Here is a 20,969-nt window from a genome sequence, read left to right as displayed (position 1 = left end):
ATCGGCATGGAACCTCCTCCTTTAGCTATTGTATTGATAGCTGCTTGCGCCCGGCTTGATTGGCCTGCAGCTGTTTTCTGCCATTAAATCACCGTTTCCCCGAAAACGGCCGCCGGAAAACCCTAGGAGACCACTGCGCCGTGGCCACTCGATACGACCGGAAGGCTTGCGAGCTTCTTCAGGCCTTAAAAATCCCCACTGCCGCCGCTGGCCAGGCTTTCGAATTTGGTAATGCGGTTCAGGAAGGCCAGCTTGACCGTGCCCGTCGGGCCGTTACGCTGTTTGCTGATGATGACCTCGGCGACACCGGGCTCCTTGCAGGCCTCTTTGGTGTAGTACTCGTCACGGTAAATGAACATGATGATGTCGGCGTCCTGCTCGATGGCGCCGGACTCGCGCAGGTCGCTCATCATGGGGCGTTTGTCGGTGCGGGACTCGACGCCGCGGCTGAGCTGCGACAACGCGATCACGGGGCACTGCAGCTCTTTGGCCAGCATTTTCAGGCCACGTGAGATTTCGCCGACGGCCGTGGCGCGGTTCTCGTCTGCCATGCCGCCGGATACGCTCATGAGCTGCAAATAGTCGACCACGATCAGGCCGAGCTTGCCGCACTGGCGGGCCAGGCGGCGGGCGTTGGCGCGCAGCTCGCTCACCGTGAGGCCGGGAGTCTCATCGATGTGCAAAGAGACGGTGCGCAGCTTTTCAATGGCCTCGGTCAGGCGCGGCCATTCTTCGTCCGTCAGGGCACCGGTGCGCAGATGGGTCTGGTCGATGCGGCCGATGGAGCCGACAATACGCACGGCAAGCTGCGAGGCGCCCATTTCCATGGAGAACACGGCAACGGGCAGACCTTCGAGCAAGGCAACGTTTTCGGCGATGTTGATGGCCAGTGCAGTTTTGCCCATGGAGGGGCGCGCCGCCAGAATCACCAGGTCACCAGCCTGGAAGCCGGACGTCATGCGGTCCAGGTCGTAGAAGCCCGTGGGCACGCCGGTGACATCCTGCGGGTTCTCGGCCATCTCGGTGACGCGATCGAGCAGGCTCACGACCAGCGTATCCATGCTCTGGAAGCCTTCTTTCATGCGCGAGCCCTGCTCGCCGATCTTGAAGATCTTCTGCTCTGCTTCGTCGAGGATGGTCGCGACGTCTTTGCCCTGCGGGTTAAAGGCGTTGGTGGAAATCTCGTCCGAGGCGGACACCAGTTTGCGCAGGATGGAGCGCTCGCGCACGATTTCTGCGTAGCGGCGAATGTTGGACGCGCTAGGAACGTATTGCGCAAGGGAATTGAGGTAGCTCAGGCCCCCTACTTCGTCGGCCTTGCCCTGGTTTTGCAGGTGCTCGTACACCGTAATGATGTCGGCCGGCTTGGAGGCGTTGATGAGCGCGCCCACGGCGGCATAGATCAGCTTGTGTTCGGAGCGGTAGAAGTCCTGGTCGGTCAGCAGGTCGCCCACACGGTCCCACGCGCCGTTGTCGAGCAGCAGGCCGCCCAGCACGCTGGATTCACCCTCGATTGAGTGCGGCGGAATGCGCAGCTGGGCGATCTGGCGGTCGGGGCTGTAGCCGGGATCGTCATAGGTGGAAAGTACGGCGGACATGGGTTTCCTTGAGAGACTGAAATACTAAGCCCGCTACGAAAAACCGCTGTGGACAAAGTTGTGAATAAGCGTTGGAAATTCGGTGTAAATACACCCGGAGCTTGTGTATAGCCAATCGATATGAACAGCCATGAAAAAAGCCGCTCGGCGAGCGGCTTTTTTGCGGAGGGCGAAAACGCTTAAGCGGTTTCGCCGTACACGGTGACGGTGATGTCCACTGCCACGTCGGTGTGCAGGGCAACGGTCACGGCGTGGTCGCCAACAATCTTCAGCGGACCGTTAGGCATGCGGATTTGCGACTTCAGCACAGGGAAGCCCTGCTTGGTCAGCTCGGCCGAGATGTCATGGTTGGTGACGGAGCCGAACAGGCGGCCGTCAACACCGGCTTTTTGCGTGAGCTTGACGGTGGTGCCGCCGAGCTTTGCGCCCTGGGCCTGCATTTCGGCCAGCTTGGCTGCTGCAGCTTTTTCGAGTTCGGCGCGTTTGGCTTCGAATTCGGCCTTGTTGGCTTCCGTGGCGCGGCGTGCGCGGCCCGAAGGGATCAGGAAGTTGCGTGCATAGCCGTCTTTGACCTTGACGATTTCGCCGAGGTTACCGAGGTTCACGACTTTGTCGAGCAGAATAATTTGCATGGTCGTGCTCCTTACAGGCTACGGTGCTGGTCGCTGTAAGGCAGCATCGCGAGGAAGCGAGCGCGCTTGACGGCGGTGTTGATCTGGCGCTGGAAAATCGCGCGCGTGCCGGTCAGGCGAGCGGGGATGATTTTTCCGTTTTCGGCTACGAAATCGCGCAGGGTGTCGATGTCTTTGTAGTCGATTTCTTCAACGCCAGCGGCTGTGAAGCGGCAAAAACGCTTGCGCTTGAACAGCAGTGATTGGGTATTGCGCTTGGGGCGCTTGTCTTTGTTGAAACGTTTTGGTCCGGGCATGATGGACTCCTTAAATGGGGTTCGGTATTTGCTCTACCTTGTGCAGAGCCTGGATATGAAAAACAACACCTTTGCTGGTGCGCGCATTGATGAGAAAACCGGTGAACCTGAAGGGTTTGCCTAGCGGGGATTTGGCTGATTGCTCAGCCAGCGCTCCGAAGGCCACCGCCCTTACCGTCAACTTGACCTGTCTGGTGACTCCGGCTTCGACGATTTCGGACTCGTGTTCGAGGACGAAATTGGCGGCGGGGATTCCAGCGGGCGTGTAGCGAAGAGGACTTGCCTCGGCGATACAGGCGGTCAGTTCAACGTGGTTCACTGCGGGCTCTTGCTCAAAAGCAGATGCGCAGCAGCGAGGCGTTCAACAGCATGGTGGCTATTAAGCCGCATACTCCTGCTGTTGGGCCTTACGGGCTTCTTCCCTCTCGACGTTGCGCATCATGAGGGACGGGCCGGTTTCGGCTTTCTTCTTCACCACGGTCAGGTGGCGCAGCACGGCATCGTTGAACTTGAACGCGTGTTCAATTTCTTCCATCACGGCCTGGCTGGCTTCGATGTTGATGCAGAGGTAGTGGGCCTTGGCCAGTTTCTGGATCAGGTACACCAGCTGGCGGCGGCCCCAATCTTCGACACGGTGCACTTTGCCACCGCCGGCGGTGATCATGCCCTTGTAACGTTCCAGCATGGCTGGGACTTGCTCGCTTTGATCCGGATGGATCAGCAAGACGATCTCATAGTGACGCATAAACTCTCCTTGTGGTTAATTGAAGCTGCCCCAGCGTCGTTAAGGGTGCAGCAAGGCGAAGCCCATGATTATAGCCTGAAGACTTGTTCGGATGCCAGTTTGGCCTGGCCAGCGACCTGCAAACCCAAGAAATCGCAGCTTTTGGGGTAGTTTCCCCCTGCTTCAAAGCGCTGGCACCAGCACCGGGCACAGCCGGGTAGAACCCACGCAATGACCCATGCAATGAAGCTCTTTGGCTGATTGTTACTGCGTGTTAATCTCCCGCCAGATCCGGATGCGCTGGACTACAACCATCCCGCACCCGCCTACCTACGCCGTCGACATGCAACTGCCTCACGCGCCAGCAAGCCTTTCAGGCCGGCATGCGACCTATGCGGTCTGGCTGGTATACGGCCTCCTGTTGCTCTGCCTTGGCCTGATTTTCAAGCCCTTTTTCCCTCTGGACAGAGGATGGCTGGGTCATGACTACTCGCTGATGTTGCCCAACTGGCTGGATGGGCACATCTGGTTTTCCACGAACGGATTGAGCACCCCATGGTTTACACCGTCATTCTGTGCCGGTCAGCCCTTTTTTCCTGATCCGCAGTCCGCTTTTTATTCGTTTCCACAGTTACTGGCCATATTGGCCGGACCGATCAACGCCGCATATCTGTTGCTGTGCCTGAGCGCGAGCCTGATGTTCTGGGGCGGTTATCTGCTGGCGCGCAAGGTCTTTTTAACCGGGCCCCTGGCGGCAGTATTGGTGGGCGGCTTGCTGATGTTCAACGGGTTTCTTCCACATCGGATCATCATCGGGCATGTCGGCTTCCATGGGCTTGCCCTGGTGCCTTGGCTGGCCTTACTGCTCCTGCTGCCTATCCGCTCGCGACTCGATCAGGCCGGGATATCAGTGCTGGCGGGGGTTGTGCTTGCCTATTGGGTGCATTCCGGCCTCAGCACTCTGATGCTCGCGGGGGGCCTCGCTGTTTTCGTGATCGGTCTGCTGCATTGCATGAACGCCGGTGACCTCCGGCAGTTTATGGCGAGGGGATTGATTGCCAGCGTCGTCGGCTTGGCGCTTTCGGCGTCCAAGCTGATGGCAACCTTTTCCTTTCTTGCCCTTTTTCCTCGTACTTTTTATCCGCTGCCGGGCGCACCTTCATGGCATGAAGCGGCGGGAATGACCGTCGCAGCACTTTTTCTGGAGTCCCAGCAGGCCTACCAGATCGGCAAGGCTTCCATGACCAACCTGCAGGCCACGCAATCGCCGCACGAGTGGGCCTTCAACTTCGGGATGGCGAGCGCCGTTTTACTGGTTTGCCTTATGGTTGACAGGATTCGCCGAGCAACAACGGCATTTCGGCTTCCGGGCTGGCGTCAATTTCTGTTGGGCTCTGCCTTGCTGCTGAGCCTGGCCGTGCCTTTGGCACTTAACTACTTTGATCCGCGGTGGAATGCCTTCCTGAAGACGCTGCCCATCGTCAACTCGGCCAGCACGCTGGTACGCTGGCTGGTGGTGTACATCACCATTTTCGCCGTCGGTATGGGCTTGCTGCTGCAACGCGCGACCTGGAAACGCTGGAAAAGCCTGGCCGTGGCAGCCTGCCTCACGGCAACAGTGGCGCAGTCAGCGCTTGAAGGCCGGGAGTTCTATTCGTGGCAGGGATATGACCCCCGCAGTGTGGTAATCGCTGAAAAAAAATTACGGGACGGCACATTTGCCGCTGGAATCCGGGAACTCGGAAGCCGTGCAGACATGCAGACCGAGACGGGCATTCTGCAAGTGACATCCAACAACCTCCTGGCTGCAGGCAAGTCGGCGCTATTTTGCTATAACCCCGTTTTCGGCTACAGCCTGGAGAAATTCTCAGCAGAAGGCCTGACAACAGGGCCAGTTCTTGCCGAGCACAACGGTTTCCTGAACCTGAAAAACCCGGCCTGCTACGTCTACCCAAAAGAAAACAACTGCAAACCAGGCGATCTTTTCCGTGCAGATCAACGCGAGGAAGCCCAGAAATTCGCAAGCTACAAGCCATTTGCTTTCAATTTCTCGGCACGCCAGGAAATGGCCAACCGGCTGTCGTATATCGCCTGGGTCTCGTTTGGGCTGCTCATGCTGGGATGGCTGGCTGCTACGCTTTGGCGTTGGCGCACGGCGCCCCGACAATCCAGGCAGCCAAACCACGTGGCTTGAGCTTTTTCAGAGACGTTTCAGGTCCGGATAGCGAATGTATTCCACCAGTTCCTGGACTTTCTGGCTGGGTGGCGGGGTGAGCAGGCTCACCAGCACAATCACCGCAAAACCGACCGGAACGCCGAAAAGCCCGGCCGAAATCGGGTCTATGCCCCACCACAGCTGCACCGGCGAGGTAATGCCGAAGGTGGCGCGCAGCCAAGCTTGGTTGGTGAACATGTAATACGAGGTTACGCCAAGGCCCGACACCATGCCCAGCACGGCCCCGATGCCGTTGGCGCGCTTCCAGAAGATCCCCAGGCTGAGCGCCGGGAAGAACGAGGCGGCGGCAAACGAGAACGCGGCCGACACCAGAAACAGGATGTCCGCCGGCTTTTGCGCCGCCACATAGGCCGCCAGCAAGGCCACGATCAGCAGCAATATCTTGGACACCGTCACCCGGCTCACCGTTGATGCATTGGGGTCGATCATCTTGTAATAAAGGTCGTGGCCCAGCGCATTGGCAATCGTCAGCAGCAGGCCGTCGGCGGTGGAAAGCGCGGCAGCCAGCCCACCCGCCGCCACCAGGCCTGAAATCACATACGGCAAGCCTGCCAGCTCGGGCGTCAGCAGCACGATGATGTCGCCGCCGATGTTCATCTCATTGAGCTGCAGGATGTTGTCCTTGTTGATATCAGTGACCGACAGCAACGAAGGGTCCACCCTCGTCCAGGAATGCACCCAGGCGGGCAGCTGGTCAAACGGCATGCCCACCAGCACGGTGAATATCTCGTACTTCACCAGCACGGCCAGTGCCGGTGCGGTGAAATAAAGCAGGAAGATACACACCAGCGACCAGGTGACTGATTGCCGCGCTTCCCGCACACTGGGCACGGTGTAATAGCGCATCAGGATGTGCGGCAAGGCCGCGGTGCCCACCATGAGGCAAAAAACCAGCGCCAGGAAATTGCGGCGCGAAGTGTCGTAGGTCTCCTGCTCTTTCGGGGTCCCGTCCGGGTTGCCGGAGAACTGGGCCGCGTGGGCGGGCATGCCGTTAAGCGGCTGGGTTTTGACGTCCGCAGCGGCCCTGGCCGCCGTCCAGGCCTTGACGGCTGCGGCCTCGTCCCGGGGCATACCGGCCATCGCCCTGGCGGCCGATGAAATTTCAGCCACGGATGCATTGCCGCTTTTGAGCTGCTCCATTCGTTTGGCGGCGGCCAGCTTGTCGGCGGCCAGCGACTCGGCGGGGTGCTCCAGCCTGCCCGACAGCGCTTCCGAGCGCTGCCGGAACAGCTCGCGCACCTGCAACTCTTTGGGGTCGGCCGTCAGCTCTTTCTCCTTGGCCGTGACCTTTTCAAGCTGAAAGCCATAAACCAGTTGCGGTACCGGCACGCCCGTCTGCTTGACCGACAGCCAGATCACCGGAATGAGATAGGCCACCACCAGGATGATGTACTGGGCCACCTGCGTCCAGGTCACCGCGCGCATGCCGCCCAGGAACGAGCACACCAGAATGCCGCCCAGCCCCAAGAAGATACCCAGCTCGAACGCGATGCCGGTCAGGTAAGAGGTGATCAGGCCGACGCCGTAAATCTGCGCCACCAGATAGGTGAAGGAACACAGAATGGCCGCCGCCACGCCGATGAGCCGCGGCAGGCGCCCGCCGTAGCGCTCTCCCAGAAAATCCGGAATGGTGAACTGACCGAACTTGCGCAGGTAAGGCGCCAGCACCAGCGCCACCAGGCAGTAGCCGCCTGTCCAGCCCATGATGAAGGCCAGCCCGCTGTAACCCGTGAGGTAAAGCGTTCCCGCCAGGCCAATGAAGGAGGCCGCCGACATCCAGTCGGCGCCGGTGGCCATGCCGTTGTAGACCGCCGGCACGCGCCGCCCCGCGACATAGTATTCGGAGGCGTCGGTGGTGCGGCTCATGACGCCTATGCCCGCATAAAGGCCGATAGTGGCCAGCAGGAAGGCCGTGCCTATCCATAGCCGCGGCAGGCCCGCACGTTCCAGAAGCGCCAGGACGACCACAAACACCACCAGGCCCAGCGTGTACCAGCGGTAGATGCGGTCCAGCTGCTTTTTGAACTGCTGGCTCGAGAGCATGACCCCGTCGCGCGAACCAAAAAAGCCGCCCATTCAGTCCTCGTCCGCCACGTCATGCTCGATGTCGAGCCGGTTCATGTACCAGGCATAAAACCCGACAATGAGGCAATACACCACCAGGGCGCCCTGCGCGCCCATCCAGAAGCTGAAAGGCCAGCCAAAAAAAGTGAAATTCAGCGCCCGCGCGAAGTAGCTCACGCCGAACGTGACACTGAACCAGATCAGGAGCAGCGCAGCCGTCACAACCAGGTTCTTGCGCCAGTAACGGCGGTGACTCTCAGTGGGCTGCATGGGCTGCCTCGCCGGTGGCCGCAAAAACGGCCTCGTTCTCGCGCTCGAACTGGGCCGCCACACGCGGCTCAAAGCGACTCAGGTGTGCAATCACCTTGCGCGCCTTGGCGGGCTGGCCCAGCGCCACCCACACCTGCGCGAGCCGATACCAGCCGTAAGGGCTCAAAGGCTGCAGGGCTGTGTTCTTTTTCAGGGCCTCGGCGGCTTCCTCAAACCGGTGCGCGTGAATGTGCACCAGCGCCAGGCCATACCAGGCCTGGTCCAGGCGCGCGTCCAGCACCACCGCGCGTTCAAAGGCCGGCCCGGCCTCGTCATGGCGCTCCGCCTGCTGCAACACGTAACCCAGGTTGAACCAGCCTGCCGCCTGCCCGGGCCTGACAGCGGTCAGTTGCCGAAGGCTGGCAATGGATTCCTGCGTGAGCTGGAGCTGCGCCGCCACATGGCCGCGGCTGGCCAGCGCATAAGGGTCTGCGGGGCGCAATTGCAGCATCTGATCAAAGACGGCCAGCGCGGCAGACCGTTTGGCGCAGGCGAGCAAAAGCAGTGCACGTGTTTTCAGAAAACCATATTGGAGGGTGTTCCTTATTTGCCCTATTTGCACAGCGCCACTCCGATCTCCAGGCAGATGCGGATTTTGGCAATGGCAGCGGCAGCCCACACCAGCAGCAGCACCAAAAAAGCCACCAGCGGCAGGTGACGGTCCATCACCACCTGCGGAGATATCCAGCGTGCTGCCTTGACCCAAGGCAAGCCCACCAGCTGGAGCACACGATAAAACGGATTGCTGCCCTTGGCTGCGCCTGCCAGCAGGCCTACCGCCCATTGGCCGGCCAATGCAAGCAGAGCGATTTCAGTGAGCAGTTTGACGGTAGTGGCGACGGCAAGCATGGCTCATGGCAAACAGATGAAGGGATTAAGGGATGAAGGGATTAAGGGATGAAGGCAACAATTCCGATTGTCATCGGAGGCCTTGCCAATTGGCTTACCGGTAAACCTTCTGCCACCGGGGGTTTTCCCGTGGTCATCCAGTTGAAGCGCGCGAAAAAAATGCGCTGCGGATCTCTCCACAGCGCACCGTTTCAATTCATGTCAGCCGTCTTCAGTTGGCCAGTTGCTTCCAGGTGGCGATCACCGTATCAGGGTTCAGCGAGATGGAGCCAATGCCCTCGTCCTTCAGCCACTGCGCAAAGTCCGGGTGGTCGCTGGGGCCCTGGCCGCAGATGCCGACGTATTTGCCTTGCTTGCGGCATGCCTGGATGGCCCGGCTCAGCATGGCCTTGACAGCAGGGTCGCGCTCGTCGAAGTCCTGGGCCAGGATGTCCAGGCCCGAATCGCGGTCCAGGCCCAGCGTGAGCTGGGTCAGGTCGTTCGAGCCAATCGAGAAACCATCGAAGAATTCAAGGAACTCATCGGCCAGGATGGCGTTGCTCGGCACTTCGCACATCATGATCACGCGAAGGTCTTTTTCGCCGCGCTTGAGGCCGTGCTGCGCCAGCAGGTCCGTGACCTTCTTCGCCTGGCCCAGGGTGCGGACAAACGGCACCATGACCTCAACGTTGACCAGGCCCATGTCGTCGCGCACGCGCCTGAGCGCTTCGCACTCCATCGCAAAAGCTTCACCGAAATCAGGGCTGAGGTAACGCGATGCGCCGCGAAAACCAAGCATCGGATTTTCTTCTTCGGGCTCGTAGCGTGAGCCGCCGATCAGCTTGCGGTATTCGTTGGACTTGAAGTCCGACAGACGCACGATCACCGGCTTGGGCCAGAAGGCCGCTGCGATGGTGGCCACGCCTTCGGTCACCTTGTCGACATAGAAGGCACGCGGCGAGGCATGGCCGCGTGCCACGCTTTCCACCGCCTTTTTCAGGTCGGCATCCACGTTGGGGTAATCAAGAATCGCCTTGGGGTGCACGCCGATGTTGTTGTTGATGACAAATTCCAGCCGTGCCAGGCCAACGCCGTGATTGGGGATCTGGCAGAAATCAAACGCCAGCTGCGGGTTGCCGACATTCATCGTGATCTTCAGGTCGATAGGCGGCATCTCACCGCGCTGCACTTCCGTCACTTCGGTCTCCAGCAGGCCGTCATAAATGTTGCCGGTATCGCCCTCAGCGCAGCTCACGGTGACGAGCATGCCGTCCTTCAGCGTTTCGGTGGCGTCGCCGCAGCCGACCACGGCCGGGATACCCAGCTCGCGCGCGATGATGGCGGCGTGGCAGGTGCGCCCGCCGCGATTGGTCACGATGGCACTGGCGCGCTTCATCACCGGTTCCCAGTTCGGGTCAGTCATGTCGGTCACCAGGATGTCGCCGGCCTGCACCTGGTCCATGTCCTTGATGTCGTGGACGATGCGGACCGCGCCTGTACCGATCTTCTGGCCAATCGCCCGGCCTTCCGCCAGCACGGTACCGGTGCCCTTGAGCTTGTAGCGCTGCTCTGCCTTGCCCTTGGACTGGCTCTTGACGGTCTCGGGACGCGCCTGCAGGATGTAGAGCTCGCCGTCGATGCCGTCCTTGCCCCACTCGATGTCCATCGGGCGGCCGTAATGCGCTTCGATGATCAGCGCATAGCGGGCGAGCTGCTCAACGTCGGTGTCGGTCAGTGAATAGCGGTTACGCAGCTCGGTCGGCACATCAGTGGTCTTGACCAGCTTGCCGCCGGCTTTTTTCTCGTCGGCGCTGGTGAACTCCATCTGCAGCAGCTTGCTGCCCAGGTTGCGGCGAATGACGGCGCGTTTGCCCGCTTTGAGTATGGGCTTGTGCACGTAAAACTCGTCGGGGTTGACGGCGCCCTGCACCACCGTTTCACCGAGGCCGTAGCTGGAGGTGATGAACACCACGTCTTCAAAGCCGCTTTCGGTGTCGATGGTGAACATCACGCCGGCTGCGCCCTTGTCGCTACGCACCATGCGCTGGATGCCAGCGGACAGCGCCACGTCGGAATGGGCAAAGCCCTGATGCACCCGGTAGCTGATGGCGCGGTCGTTGTACAGCGAGGCGAACACCTCTTTCATCTTGTGCAGCACGTCCTCGATGCCGACGACGTTCAGGAAGGTTTCCTGCTGGCCGGCAAACGACGCGTCCGGCAAGTCCTCTGCCGTGGCGGATGAGCGCACCGCAAAGCTGGCCTGGGCATTGCCGGCGCTGAGGGCGGCAAAACTGTCGCGAACGGCTTTTTCCAGATCGGCCGGGAAAGGCTGGGCTTCAACCAGCTTGCGGATTTTGGCGCCGGCTTCGGCCAGCGCGCGCACATCATCGGTGTTGAGCGTGTCCAGCACGCCGTTGATTTTTTTGTCGAGGCCGTCATGCGCCAGGAACACGCGAAAGGCGTGGGCCGTAGTGGCAAATCCGGTGGGAACACGAACCCCGTTGGGGCCGGTCGGCAGTTGCGAAATCATTTCGCCGAGGCTGGCGTTCTTGCCGCCGACAGACTCGACGTCTGTCATCCTCAGGTTTTCAAACGGTACGACCAGGGCGGTCGCCTCAAACAGCTTGGACATGAAAATACTCCGGGAGGTTTAAAAACCGTGGAATTCACCATGCGCGGCAAGCAACCTTGTTGTTGTTGGAAGGGGTTGTGGCGGGGCATGATGTGACAAACTGGATAATTGCCACGATTGTAGGGGCCTCGGGCCCGGCGTGCCGTGTCAGGCTTTCACCCGGCTTTCAACCAGCGAAACCCTTATTTTCCTTCCCTGTCCCTCATTTATCCCCTTCCCATGTCCCAACGCACCGTGTTTTTCATCTCCGACGGCACCGGCATTACCGCGGAAACCTTTGGTAACGCCATCCTGGCGCAGTTTGAATTCAAGCCGCGCCACGTGCGCCTGCCTTTTATCGACAGCGTGGACAAGGCCCACCAGGCGATCCGGCAGATCAACCACACCGCCGAAGTCGAGGGCAAACGCCCCATCGTCTTCACGACGCTGGTGAACATGGAGATCCTCGCCGTCATCAAGGCCCACTGCAACGGCATGCTGCTGGACATGTTCGGCATGTTTGTGGCGCCGCTGGAGGGTGAGCTGGGCATCAAGTCCAACCACCGGGTTGGCCGGTTTTCAGATGCCTCCAAGAGCAAGGAATACGACGACCGCATCGAGGCGATCAATTTCTCGCTGGCGCATGACGACGGCCAGAGCAACCGCGACCTGGCCGGTTCGGACGTGATCCTGGTGGGCGTGAGCCGCAGCGGCAAGACGCCGACCTCGCTCTATCTGGCCATGCAGTACGGCCTGAAGGCCTCCAACTACCCATTGATCCCCGAAGATTTCGAGCGCCGCCAGCTACCGCCGGCGCTGGTGCCACACCGCAAGAAGATCTTCGGGCTGACCATCGCGCCCGAGCGCCTGGCGCAGATCCGCAATGAACGCCGGCCCAACTCCAAATACGCCAGCCTGGAGAACTGCCGCGACGAAATCCATGAGGCCGAGGCCATGATGCGGCGCGAAGGCATACGCTGGCTGTCAACCACCACCAAATCGATTGAAGAGATCGCCACCACCATCCTGCAGGAAATCCGGCCCGAGCGGCTGGAGTACTGAGGCGGGGCCCGGTACATCCCATGCCTCTGCACGCGATGCACAAGGTGAGCCCGTTTTTTCCCGGGATCGGGTGAGTTGCTACTGATTTGATAGCTGCTTGCGCCCGCCCCTATTGGCCAGGAAGCATTTTTTAGCGAAAAATAGAGCCCTGGGCCTGGTTAAAAATTTCGCATGAAATCAGCCGTTAACCCAATCCCGACGTGCGCGAACAGCTATCTTTTTTATAGCAGCGCCGGGTCAGCCCAGCACCGCCACCCCCTTGACCTGCGCGTACACACGGCTGCCGGGCTGCAATTGCAAGGATTCCGCTGATTTTTGGGTGAGCCGTGCCAGCAGCGCGCTGCCGCCGGCGTCCAGGCCGACCATCACCTGTCCCGGGCTGTCGGCTGAAAGGCCGGTGACGGTGACCGCAAAGATGTTCTGCACGCTGGTGCCCTCCTGGCGCTCCAGCGTCAGGCTCACGTCACGCGCCTGGATGCGCACGCGCACGCGCTGGCCGACCTGCAGCGAAGGGTTGAGCAGGCTGATGCGTCCGCCTGGAAACTCGGCATGGCTCATGTGCCATTCAGGCTCGACGGCGCTGATCACGGCATCCATCACCGCGGCCGCGGCGTCGCCGTGCGCCAGCGGCAGGTCCAGCCGCGTCATCAGCTCGCGCGTGGGGCCTGAGGCCGTGACGCGGCCGGCCTCCAGCAGCACCAGGTGGTCGGCCAGCCGGGCGACCTCATCGGGCGCGTGGCTGACGTAGAGCACGGGCATGTCGAGTTCGTCATGCAGGCGCTCCAGGTAGGGCAGGATTTCGGCCTTGCGGGCGATGTCCAGCGAGGCCAGGGGCTCGTCCATCAACAAAAGCTGCGGGCTGGTGGCCAGCGCGCGCGCGATGGCCACGCGCTGGCGCTCGCCGCCCGAAAGCGTGCCGGGCATGCGCCGCATCAGTTTTTGCAAGCCCAGCAATTCAATGGCATGTTCCAGCGAGATGCGGCGCTGGCCAGCCGGCACGCGCCGCTGGCCGAAATCGAGGTTGCGGTGCACGTCCAGGTGGGCGAACAGGCTCGCTTCCTGGAACACATAGCCCAGCGGCCGCTGATGCACCGGCAAGAAGACGCCGGCCTTGTCGTCTTGCCAGACTTCGCCATTGACCGAGAGATGGCCGGCCGCCGCCCGCTCCAGTCCGGCAATGCTGCGCAGCAGGCTGGTTTTGCCCGAACCCGAGGGACCGAAGATGGCCGTGACGCCGCGCCCCGGCAAGGCCAGCGACACGTCGAGCGAGAAATCGGTGAAGCCCCGATGAAACGAGGCGGAGATGCCGCCTTCGACAAGGCTGGCTGGCTTCATGCGCCCTGCCCTTTGCGCCGGCCCGGCTGCAGGGCATTGAAGGTATAGAGCGCCAGCAGCACCAGGAAAGAAAACACCAGCAGGCCACCGGCCAGCCAGTGCGCCTGGCTGTATTCAAGCGCCTCCACATGGTCGTAGATCTGCACCGACATCACGCGTGTCTTGCCGGGAATGTTGCCCCCCATCATGAGCACGATGCCGAACTCGCCCACCGTGTGCGCAAAGCCCATGACGGCGGCCGTCAAGTAGGCGGGCCGTGCCAGCGGCAGCACCACGCTGAAAAAAGTGTCCAGCGGCGAGGCGCGCAAGGTGGCGGCGGCTTCCAGCGGCCGTTCGCCAATCGCCTCAAAGGCGTTTTGCAGCGGCTGCACGACGAAGGGCATGGAATACAGCACCGAACCCACCACGAGTCCGGCAAAGGTAAACGGCAGCACGCCCCAACCTAGCGATTGCGTGAGCTGACCAACCGGGCCGTTCGGCCCCATCAGTACCAGCAGATAAAAGCCCAGCACCACCGGAGGCAAGACCAGCGGCAAGGCCACCAGCGCACCCACCGGCCCTTTGAGCCACGAACGCGTGCGCGCCAGCCACCAGGCCAAGGGCGTTCCGGCCAGCAGCAGCACCACGGTGGTGGTGGCGGCCAGCCGCAAGGTCAGCGCCAGCGCCTGAAGGCTTGCATCGTCGAGCATGGTTCAGTGTCGCCTCTATGCCGCTTCTATGCCGCATTCAGGGCTCGTAGCCGAAGGAGCGAATCACCGCCCTGGCCTTCTCTGTTTTCAGAAAAACCATCAGCTGCACCGCGGCCTTATTGTCTTTGGCCTTGGCCAGCAGCACCGCGTCCTGGCGGATCGGGCTGTGCAGGCTGTCGGGAACAATCCAGGCCGAGCCCGACCTGATCTTGCCGGCTTCGTAGACCTGCGAGAGCGCGATAAAACCGAGCTCCGCATTGCCGGTGGAGACAAAGCTGAAGGCCTGGCCGATGCTTTCGCCCTGCACCAGTTTAGGCTCCAGGACGACTTGCAGGCCGAGCTTGTTCATCGTCTCAACCGCGGCAGCGCCGTAGGGCGCGAGCTTGGGTGCGGCAATGGCGATCTTTTTGAAGTCGCCCTTTTTCAGGACCTCGCCCTGCGCATCGACCACGCCGGGCTGGGCCGACCAGAGCACCAGCTTGCCGGTGGCATAGGTAAAGCGGCTGCCGTTCACGGCCGCGCCCTCTTTCTCCAGCTTCGCGGGGGTTTCATCGTCGGCCGCGAGAAACACTTCAAACGGCGCGCCATGGATGATCTGCGCATAAAACTTGCCGGTAGCGCCAAAGGTCAGCACGGCTTTGTGGCCGGTGTCTTTTTCAAAGTCCGCAGCAATCAGTTTCATGGGCGCGGTGAAATTGGCGGCCACCGCGACCTGGACATCATCGGCCAGTGCGGCGGCCGATGCCAGCACGAGATACAGACCCGGCAGCCAGCGCGACGCAGTTTTGAACATGATGAAGCTCCGATGATGAAAGATGGGAGACGACAGTGAAGGAGGCGAAGATGCGTTTGAAGGAAAGCCACTCCTGCCGATTCGCTATTCTATTTTAGAATAGCGGTACCTGTCCCGAGGCTCCCATGAAAAAAGCCGCCAATTCCTCGCCCGCCGCTCCCTCCTTCGCAAGCGCCTTCAGCCATGAACCGGCCGACAAGCGCATCGAGATCCTGCGCCTGGTCGGCGAAAGCGGCTCGATCTCGCAGGCGGCGCGGCAGGCCAAGGTCAGCTACAAGGCCGCCTGGCAGGCCATCGACACCCTTACCAACCTGGCCGGCGTGGCGCTGGTGGAGCGCGCCGTGGGCGGCTCTGGCGGTGGCGGCGCCACCCTGACGCCGGCGGGCCAGAAGCTGCTGGCAGTGGCGGGCCTCTTGAGCGAAACACGTAGCCAGGTGCTGGCGGGCTTCAAAGCCAATGAACTGCTGCTGCCCCGCGCGCTGCCGGTACTGTCCAGCATGAGCGTGCGCACCAGCATGCGCAACCAGCTACCTTGCCAGGTCGACAAGCTGGAGGTGCGCGGCCAGATGGCACGCGTGCATCTGACGCTGGCCGGCGGGGCGATGCTGGTATCGCGCATTACCAAAGCCAGTGCCGAATTGCTGGGCCTGCAAAAAGGCCAAACCGTGTTGGCGCTGTGCAAGGCCACGGCGGTGACCGTGACGGCGCAGTCACCTGCGGCCGCCGCGGTGCCAGGTGTGCAAGGCCTCAATGGCCAGGCCGTTCGCATCAGCCGGGGTGCTACAGGCGATGAAGTGTCGCTACAACTTGATGGTGGTCTGCAGCTGGTGGGTTTCGCAGCGGCCGGCAGCGGACTGAAGACCAAGGCCCTTGTCCAGGCCTTGATCGACGAATCCGCTGTGGTGATTGCTCTGTCGACCTGAGTATCTGTAGTTCTAGATGAGCGCGTCGAACAAATACTGGCACGGCCCAGGCGCCCTGCCCTGCGTGGCCACCGGGTGTGCCACCACTCCCCAGACTTTCTCGATGCATACCGGCGTGAGCACATCGGCGGTCGCCCCGCTGCCGACAACCAGCCCGCCCTGCAGCACCACGCAGCGGTCGCTATAACGCAACGCCAGATTCAAGTCATGCAGCACAGCCACCACGCCCACGCCCTGAGCTGTGGCCCAGGCGCGCACCAGCTGCAGCATGCGGTGCTGGTGTTGTAAATCCAGCGCGGCAGTAGGTTCATCCAGCAGCAACCAACGCACCGGGCCATCGCCAGCGATGCCGGCAACAGGCTCCCACACCTGCGCCAGCGCGCGCGCCAGGTGAACGCGCGCCTTCTCACCACCCGAGAGCGTGTTGAGCGAACGGTGCTGCAGATGCTCGACCGCGGTGGCCTGCATGGCCTGCAGCACCACATCCACATCACGCTTGCCGGGATGGCGGCGGTGCGGGTAGCGGCCCAGCTCGACCACTTCACGCACAGTGAACTCAAACGCTACCTGTGTTTCCTGCGCCACCGAGGCACGTACTCGCGCAAGATCAGCCGACGCATAGGCCGGCAGCGCCCTGCCGGCCAGGTAGACATGGCCGCCTGTGGGCTGGCGCTGCCCGGTCAGCAGCGACATCAAAGTGGACTTGCCTGCGCCGTTGGGTCCCAGCACCGCCGTAACCTGCCCTGCGATGAATTGCGCCGAAGCCGCCTGCAGCAGCGAGCGGCCGGGTACCTCGACGCCCACACCCACCACCTCCAGCATGCCGGCCAGTGGCGAAAAATCTGTCTGATTACGTGCGTTCACTGGCATGCCCTCATAGCCGGCTCCGGAAGTGACGCAGCAGCAGTAAAAAGAAAGGCACGCCGACAAAGGCCGTCAGCACACCCAGCGGCAGCTCGGCCGGCTTGACCACGGTGCGGGCCACGCTGTCGGCCACCAGCACCAGCGCCGCACCCAACAGGGCCGAGCCCGGCAACACAATGCGGTGGTCGGGCCCGGCCACCAGGCGCACGCAATGCGGGGCCACCAGCCCAATGAAGCCGATGATGCCGGTGGTGGCCGTGACCGCGCCAACGGCCAGCGCCGTCACGAGCACGGCGAAACGCTTGACGCGCTCGACCGGCACGCCCAGCAAGGCTGCCTGGGCTTCGCCCAGTGCGATGGCATTGAGGGGTTTGGCCAATGTCAGGCCGGCGCATACCGCGGCCAGCACCACGGAAAACACCAGCGCCACCGCGCTCCAGCGCGCGCCGCCCAGGCTGCCGAGCAGCCAGAACTGGATGTTGCGCAACTGCTCATCGGTGGCAAGGAAAGTGAGGTAACCCAGGCCCGCACCGGCCAGCGCATTCACGGCAATGCCGGCCAGCAGCATGATGCCGACGCGTGTGGCGCCGTCCTGCTGCGACAGCGCATACACCAGCACCGTGACCAGCAAGCTGCCCATAAAAGCCATGAGCACCAGCGTCCAGCTGCCCAGCGTACGCGGCATGTCGGGGAACCACAGGCTGCCCAGCACGATGGTCATGCCCGCAGCCAGCGCCGCACCGCTGCTGACACCGATCAGGCCGGGGTCGGCCAGCGGGTTGCGAAACAGGCCCTGCATCAGCGCGCCGGACATGCCCAGCGCCGCGCCGGCCGCCACGCCCAGCAGCAAGCGCGGCAGGCGGATATTCATGAAAACCAGGTGCTCGGGTGTGGGCTGGCTATTGCCTGCCAGCATGTCCACCAGAACAGTCCACAACTGAAAAGGGCTGATAGCGTAGGCGCCCCGTGCGCTACCAGCTATAAAACTGATAGCAAGCAACAGAAAACCCATACCTAGTACTGCCGCGGCAGGCCAGCGCCGGTGATCGCCGTGCAGCAGGGTTGCCTTCATGCGCGCGCCTTGCGCCTGGCCGCATGCGGAGCCGACTGCACTAACAACAGCCGGTTGCCTTCGCAGTCGCTGACGCCCCACTCGGTTCCCCACTCCTGCTCCACCAGGCTGTGCAGCGCCTGGCCGGGCGCCGACTGCAAGGCCATGTGCCATTGTTCGATGCTGTCCACCAGCAGGCGGCAGGCGAAACGCTGCGGCGCCATGTCGGCGCGGCGCTGCCAAAGCTGGACCGTCACCGACTCGCGCGTGAGCACCACGATCACACCGGGCACGCTGTGCTGCACGGAAAAGCCCCAGTTGCTGCAATAAAACGCCTGTGTCCGGCGCAAGTCGGCGCAGTGCAGAACGGCTGGTGTGCGTGCGCACAGGACTTCCGTCATGACGGGTTTCAGGGGCCCGCTCATGCCAGCGCTTTCAGGCTGGCCCGGTGCAACTCGGCCACGGCCTGCGGCAGGCGCGGGCCAAAACCTATCAGGTAAAGCGCATCAAGCGCCACCAGCGCACGGCGCTTGTAGGCGGGTGTGAGCTCGAGGCCCGGGCGCTGCCAGAATTTCTCAATCCCGCCGATGGCTTCAATGCCCTGTGTGGTCGTGACGATCACATCCGGCGCGGCCGTCACCAAGGCCTCGGGTGTCATCGGGCGGTAGCCGCTGAAGTTGGCGGAACTGCCGGGCGTGATCAAGGCGTTGTCCAGGCCCGCGTAGCGAAACATGGCGTGCGCGGCGGTCTTGTCGCCGGCGACCTGGGGGCTGCCTGAATGGCTGAGAATAAAAACGGCACGGGGTTTGCGGCCGGTTTTACGGGCCACCGCGGCGATCACTTCGGCCCACTGGGTATCGAGCTTTGCCTGCAACGCGGCGGCTTGCGCGACACGCGAAGTCGCGCGCCCGACGGCCGCAACCTTGCGCTGGACTTCCGCCCAGCTGTGGTCGGCATCAACGAGTTCCACCTTGACGCCGGCACTTCGGATCTGGTCCATCACCACATTCGGGCCAGCTTCCGTGGTGCCGATCACCGCATCCGGCTTGAGCGAGAGCAGCCCTTCGGCCGAGAGCTGGCGCATATAGCCAACCTTGGGGGTTTGCAATGCAGCGGCAGGAAACAGGCTGGTGGTGTCGGTGCCAACCAGCTGTTTTTCAGCGCCCAGCGCGTACACGATTTCCGTGGTCGCGCCGCTCACCGAGACGATGCGCGGCATCTTCGCCGGCACCTGGGCCAGCACAGCAGTCGCAGACAGGCCGCAAACGCTGGAGACGGCGGTAACCGCCGGGAGTGAAAAATACCGCAGGGCGTCCCGCCGCGAGGGCGTGCGCGGAAGCGCCAGCTGAAGTGTGTCGGGGTGATTTTTCATGGGCATTCTTTCGGAAAGTCATGACTCAAGCGTGCTCTGGGTTCAGGGCCGGGCTGGCAAGAGACAAGAGCCGGGGCAGCCGCGCTGCAATGTCGCGCCAGGCTTGCTGCTCCGGCACACCAGGTTTGCGGCTGCCAAAGAACATGGCCATCAATTCGCCCGCGCCGTCAAACACTTCCACCGACGTGACGATTCCGTCTACCGTGGGCTTTTTCACGATCCAAGCGGTTTTGATCATGTCTTCGCGCAGGTGCAGGTTGAAACCGGCGTCCAGCACGTTGATCCAATGCGCCGTGGGTGTGACCATGGGCTCGATGCGCTTGACGGGGCCGCTGTGGATCTGGATGCATCCGCTGCTGCTGACAAACACCATGATGGACGCGCCGTCCATCGCCGACTCGTCCAGCAGCCTGCGCACGATGCCCAAGTCGGCGCGTTCGGTGAAGTGCCCCTGCACCAGCCTGAAGGCCTGCTGGCGTTCCGCGCCGAACTTGCTGATCAGGCCGAAGAACTGGTGCGTGTCCGTCATTTCACTCCAGCCCTGCAACAGGCCGGCCGTGTCGATATCGGTGTCGGGTTTGGGCGCCGCCTTGGGGGGAGCCGGTGTGAAGGTGTAGTCCTTTTCCACGTCGGTGAACTGCTCGATGATGTCGTTGAAGGCATCGCGGTCAGTTTCAGCGCGCACAAACACCTTGTGCACCGCTACGCCGTGCGCGTCAAAGAATTGCAGGCTTTGCGACGGTGGGTTCTTCGTATCGTTGGCGGGCTCGAGCACCGCAAAGCACGCATGCCAGCGGCTGAAGAAAAGACGCAGGTCGATGTCCTCGCCCAATGCCAGGCCCATGTGGCCGGTCGCATTGATGTTCTGGTAGATGCCGGTTTTCTCATGCACGGTGGATTCATTGCGCGTCAGCGCCATGACCGGGCCGCACAACTCCAGGGCCTGGAGGATTTCAACCCAGGGACCTTTGAGCGGAACGGCTTTGAGGGGCTGGCCGTGCGCGCCCGCATGGGCTGCTATCGCCCGGCCTTCGCTGAGCCCCAGGCTTTCAGCGGCATCTTTGGCGCGCTTGCCGCTGCTGCGCGCGGCCACGAAACGTTCTCGCACACTGGCATCGCTCATGACCGGCGTGACGGCCGGCGCCTGGGTTGCGGCCACTGGCCGCGTCTGGGTTTGAAGGACTGCACTCATTGAAGGGTCTCCGGGGTTGTGTGCCAAAGCACGCGGTGGATGGGGGTGTCGTTTATTTCTGCCGGCATGGCGCCCTGCTGCAAATCCTGGCCCTGCGGCAGCAGGCGCACCCACAGGACATGCAGGTTGGTGGCAATGGCTCTGAAACTGGGCGGCGCGCCGGGATGATGCGAAAGCATGAACAGGTTGGCGATGATTTTTTCCGCCATCAATGCGCGCTGCCCTTCGCAGCAGGCCTGGGCGTGGCCGGTCATCAGGGCCAGCGTGCCGGCCAGCAAGGCTTCAGCCGTGGGAAGTCCGGGCGTGTCAGCCGTCCCGACGTCGGGGTCGTTGATGCCGTGGTCGGGAAACTGGCTCATGCGCATTCCTTCATGAAGACGATCAGGGGTT

At 62.2% G+C, this 20,969-nt stretch carries 22 protein-coding genes; 3 read left to right on the top strand and 19 right to left on the bottom strand.

Features of this window, described 5'->3' with window-relative positions; all coding sequences use genetic code 11:
* Window positions 1–185: 185 nt before the first annotated feature.
* From dnaB to rpsF, 5 genes are all read right to left on the bottom strand, one after another.
* Window positions 186–1,598 (bottom strand): replicative DNA helicase, encoded by a 1,413-nt coding sequence (gene dnaB, locus AC1D13_RS03905; protein ID WP_457278782.1) that lies wholly within the window; start codon window positions 1,596–1,598, stop codon window positions 186–188.
* Between the two features lie 179 nt (window positions 1,599–1,777).
* Complete coding sequence (gene rplI, locus AC1D13_RS03900; protein WP_457278783.1) at window positions 1,778–2,230, bottom strand: 50S ribosomal protein L9; 453 nt, start codon at window positions 2,228–2,230, stop codon at window positions 1,778–1,780.
* 11 nt (window positions 2,231–2,241) lie between these two features.
* The gene (gene rpsR, locus AC1D13_RS03895) at window positions 2,242–2,526 is read right to left on the bottom strand and encodes a 30S ribosomal protein S18 (protein ID WP_077592883.1); all 285 of its coding nucleotides are present in this window, start codon (window positions 2,524–2,526) and stop codon (window positions 2,242–2,244) included.
* A 10-nt stretch (window positions 2,527–2,536) separates the two neighbouring features.
* Window positions 2,537–2,845 carry a primosomal replication protein N gene (priB, locus tag AC1D13_RS03890; protein WP_457278784.1) on the bottom strand — a complete coding sequence of 103 codons (309 nt, stop codon included), beginning with the start codon at window positions 2,843–2,845 and terminating at the stop codon, window positions 2,537–2,539.
* A 60-nt stretch (window positions 2,846–2,905) separates the two neighbouring features.
* Window positions 2,906–3,271: a 30S ribosomal protein S6 gene (gene rpsF / locus AC1D13_RS03885; RefSeq protein WP_007871089.1), complete on the bottom strand. Its 366-nt coding sequence runs from the start codon at window positions 3,269–3,271 to the stop codon at window positions 2,906–2,908.
* Between the two features lie 322 nt (window positions 3,272–3,593).
* On the opposite strand from rpsF, the gene AC1D13_RS03880 reads away from it, so the two are divergent.
* Window positions 3,594–5,444, top strand: coding sequence for a hypothetical protein (locus AC1D13_RS03880; protein WP_477688964.1), 1,851 nt, complete (start codon window positions 3,594–3,596; stop codon window positions 5,442–5,444).
* A gap of 6 nt (window positions 5,445–5,450) precedes the next feature.
* Here the strand turns inward: AC1D13_RS03880 and AC1D13_RS03875 are convergent, their stop codons facing one another.
* The 5 genes from AC1D13_RS03875 to ppsA all read right to left on the bottom strand — a co-directional run bounded on the left by AC1D13_RS03875 (window position 5,451) and on the right by ppsA (window position 11,319).
* Window positions 5,451–7,562, bottom strand: a complete 2,112-nt coding sequence (locus AC1D13_RS03875) for a sodium:solute symporter family protein (RefSeq protein WP_477688963.1) — start codon at window positions 7,560–7,562, stop codon at window positions 5,451–5,453.
* Window positions 7,563–7,820, bottom strand: a complete 258-nt coding sequence (locus tag AC1D13_RS03870) for a DUF4212 domain-containing protein (protein WP_457278787.1) — start codon at window positions 7,818–7,820, stop codon at window positions 7,563–7,565.
* Entirely contained in the window at window positions 7,807–8,421 is a 615-nt protein-coding gene (locus AC1D13_RS03865) for a tetratricopeptide repeat protein (RefSeq protein WP_477688962.1), read from the bottom strand. The genes AC1D13_RS03870 and AC1D13_RS03865 overlap by 14 nt, the downstream gene beginning before the upstream one ends.
* Window positions 8,412–8,708, bottom strand: a complete 297-nt coding sequence (locus AC1D13_RS03860) for a hypothetical protein (RefSeq protein WP_457278789.1) — start codon at window positions 8,706–8,708, stop codon at window positions 8,412–8,414. The genes AC1D13_RS03865 and AC1D13_RS03860 overlap by 10 nt, the downstream gene beginning before the upstream one ends.
* A 211-nt stretch (window positions 8,709–8,919) precedes the next feature.
* The gene (gene ppsA, locus AC1D13_RS03855) at window positions 8,920–11,319 is read right to left on the bottom strand and encodes a phosphoenolpyruvate synthase (protein WP_457278790.1); all 2,400 of its coding nucleotides are present in this window, start codon (window positions 11,317–11,319) and stop codon (window positions 8,920–8,922) included.
* Window positions 11,320–11,538: 219 nt separating this feature from the next.
* Between ppsA and ppsR the strand changes: the two genes are divergently transcribed.
* A complete protein-coding gene (gene ppsR / locus AC1D13_RS03850; RefSeq protein ID WP_457278791.1) occupies window positions 11,539–12,360 on the top strand; it encodes a posphoenolpyruvate synthetase regulatory kinase/phosphorylase PpsR in 822 nt (273 codons plus the stop codon).
* Window positions 12,361–12,597: 237 nt separating this feature from the next.
* Here the strand turns inward: ppsR and modC are convergent, their stop codons facing one another.
* Genes modC through modA form a run of 3 tightly spaced genes read right to left on the bottom strand, consistent with a single transcriptional unit; the run spans window position 12,598 to window position 15,177 of the window.
* The gene (gene modC, locus AC1D13_RS03845; protein ID WP_477688961.1) at window positions 12,598–13,695 is read right to left on the bottom strand and encodes a molybdenum ABC transporter ATP-binding protein; all 1,098 of its coding nucleotides are present in this window, start codon (window positions 13,693–13,695) and stop codon (window positions 12,598–12,600) included.
* Window positions 13,692–14,384 carry a molybdate ABC transporter permease subunit gene (gene modB / locus AC1D13_RS03840; protein ID WP_477667134.1) on the bottom strand — a complete coding sequence of 231 codons (693 nt, stop codon included), beginning with the start codon at window positions 14,382–14,384 and terminating at the stop codon, window positions 13,692–13,694. Before modB ends, modC begins: the two co-directional genes overlap by 4 nt.
* A 37-nt stretch (window positions 14,385–14,421) precedes the next feature.
* Window positions 14,422–15,177 carry a molybdate ABC transporter substrate-binding protein gene (gene modA, locus AC1D13_RS03835; protein WP_477688960.1) on the bottom strand — a complete coding sequence of 252 codons (756 nt, stop codon included), beginning with the start codon at window positions 15,175–15,177 and terminating at the stop codon, window positions 14,422–14,424.
* Window positions 15,178–15,302: 125 nt separating this feature from the next.
* Between modA and AC1D13_RS03830 the strand changes: the two genes are divergently transcribed.
* Window positions 15,303–16,100, top strand: coding sequence for a TOBE domain-containing protein (locus AC1D13_RS03830; protein ID WP_477667132.1), 798 nt, complete (start codon window positions 15,303–15,305; stop codon window positions 16,098–16,100).
* Between the two features lie 12 nt (window positions 16,101–16,112).
* Here the strand turns inward: AC1D13_RS03830 and AC1D13_RS03825 are convergent, their stop codons facing one another.
* The 6 genes from AC1D13_RS03825 to AC1D13_RS03800 are packed head-to-tail and all read right to left on the bottom strand — an operon-like array spanning window position 16,113 to window position 20,938.
* Window positions 16,113–16,964, bottom strand: coding sequence for a heme ABC transporter ATP-binding protein (locus AC1D13_RS03825; protein ID WP_457278796.1), 852 nt, complete (start codon window positions 16,962–16,964; stop codon window positions 16,113–16,115).
* A gap of 10 nt (window positions 16,965–16,974) precedes the next feature.
* On the bottom strand, window positions 16,975–18,036 hold the full coding sequence (locus AC1D13_RS03820; RefSeq protein ID WP_477688959.1) for a FecCD family ABC transporter permease: 1,062 nt from the start codon (window positions 18,034–18,036) through the stop codon (window positions 16,975–16,977).
* The gene (locus AC1D13_RS03815) at window positions 18,033–18,440 is read right to left on the bottom strand and encodes a VOC family protein (RefSeq protein WP_477688958.1); all 408 of its coding nucleotides are present in this window, start codon (window positions 18,438–18,440) and stop codon (window positions 18,033–18,035) included. Before AC1D13_RS03815 ends, AC1D13_RS03820 begins: the two co-directional genes overlap by 4 nt.
* A complete protein-coding gene (locus AC1D13_RS03810; protein ID WP_457278799.1) occupies window positions 18,437–19,387 on the bottom strand; it encodes a heme/hemin ABC transporter substrate-binding protein in 951 nt (316 codons plus the stop codon). The genes AC1D13_RS03815 and AC1D13_RS03810 overlap by 4 nt, the downstream gene beginning before the upstream one ends.
* A 25-nt stretch (window positions 19,388–19,412) precedes the next feature.
* Complete coding sequence (locus AC1D13_RS03805) at window positions 19,413–20,579, bottom strand: hemin-degrading factor (protein WP_477688957.1); 1,167 nt, start codon at window positions 20,577–20,579, stop codon at window positions 19,413–19,415.
* A complete protein-coding gene (locus AC1D13_RS03800) occupies window positions 20,576–20,938 on the bottom strand; it encodes a hypothetical protein (protein ID WP_457278801.1) in 363 nt (120 codons plus the stop codon). Before AC1D13_RS03800 ends, AC1D13_RS03805 begins: the two co-directional genes overlap by 4 nt.
* Window positions 20,939–20,969 lie beyond the last annotated feature (31 nt).

This window comes from Polaromonas sp. P1_E12 (assembly GCF_056405975.1).
The sequence above is the reverse complement of the archived record's forward strand: the minus strand, read 5'-3'. Positions and strand labels throughout refer to the sequence as shown.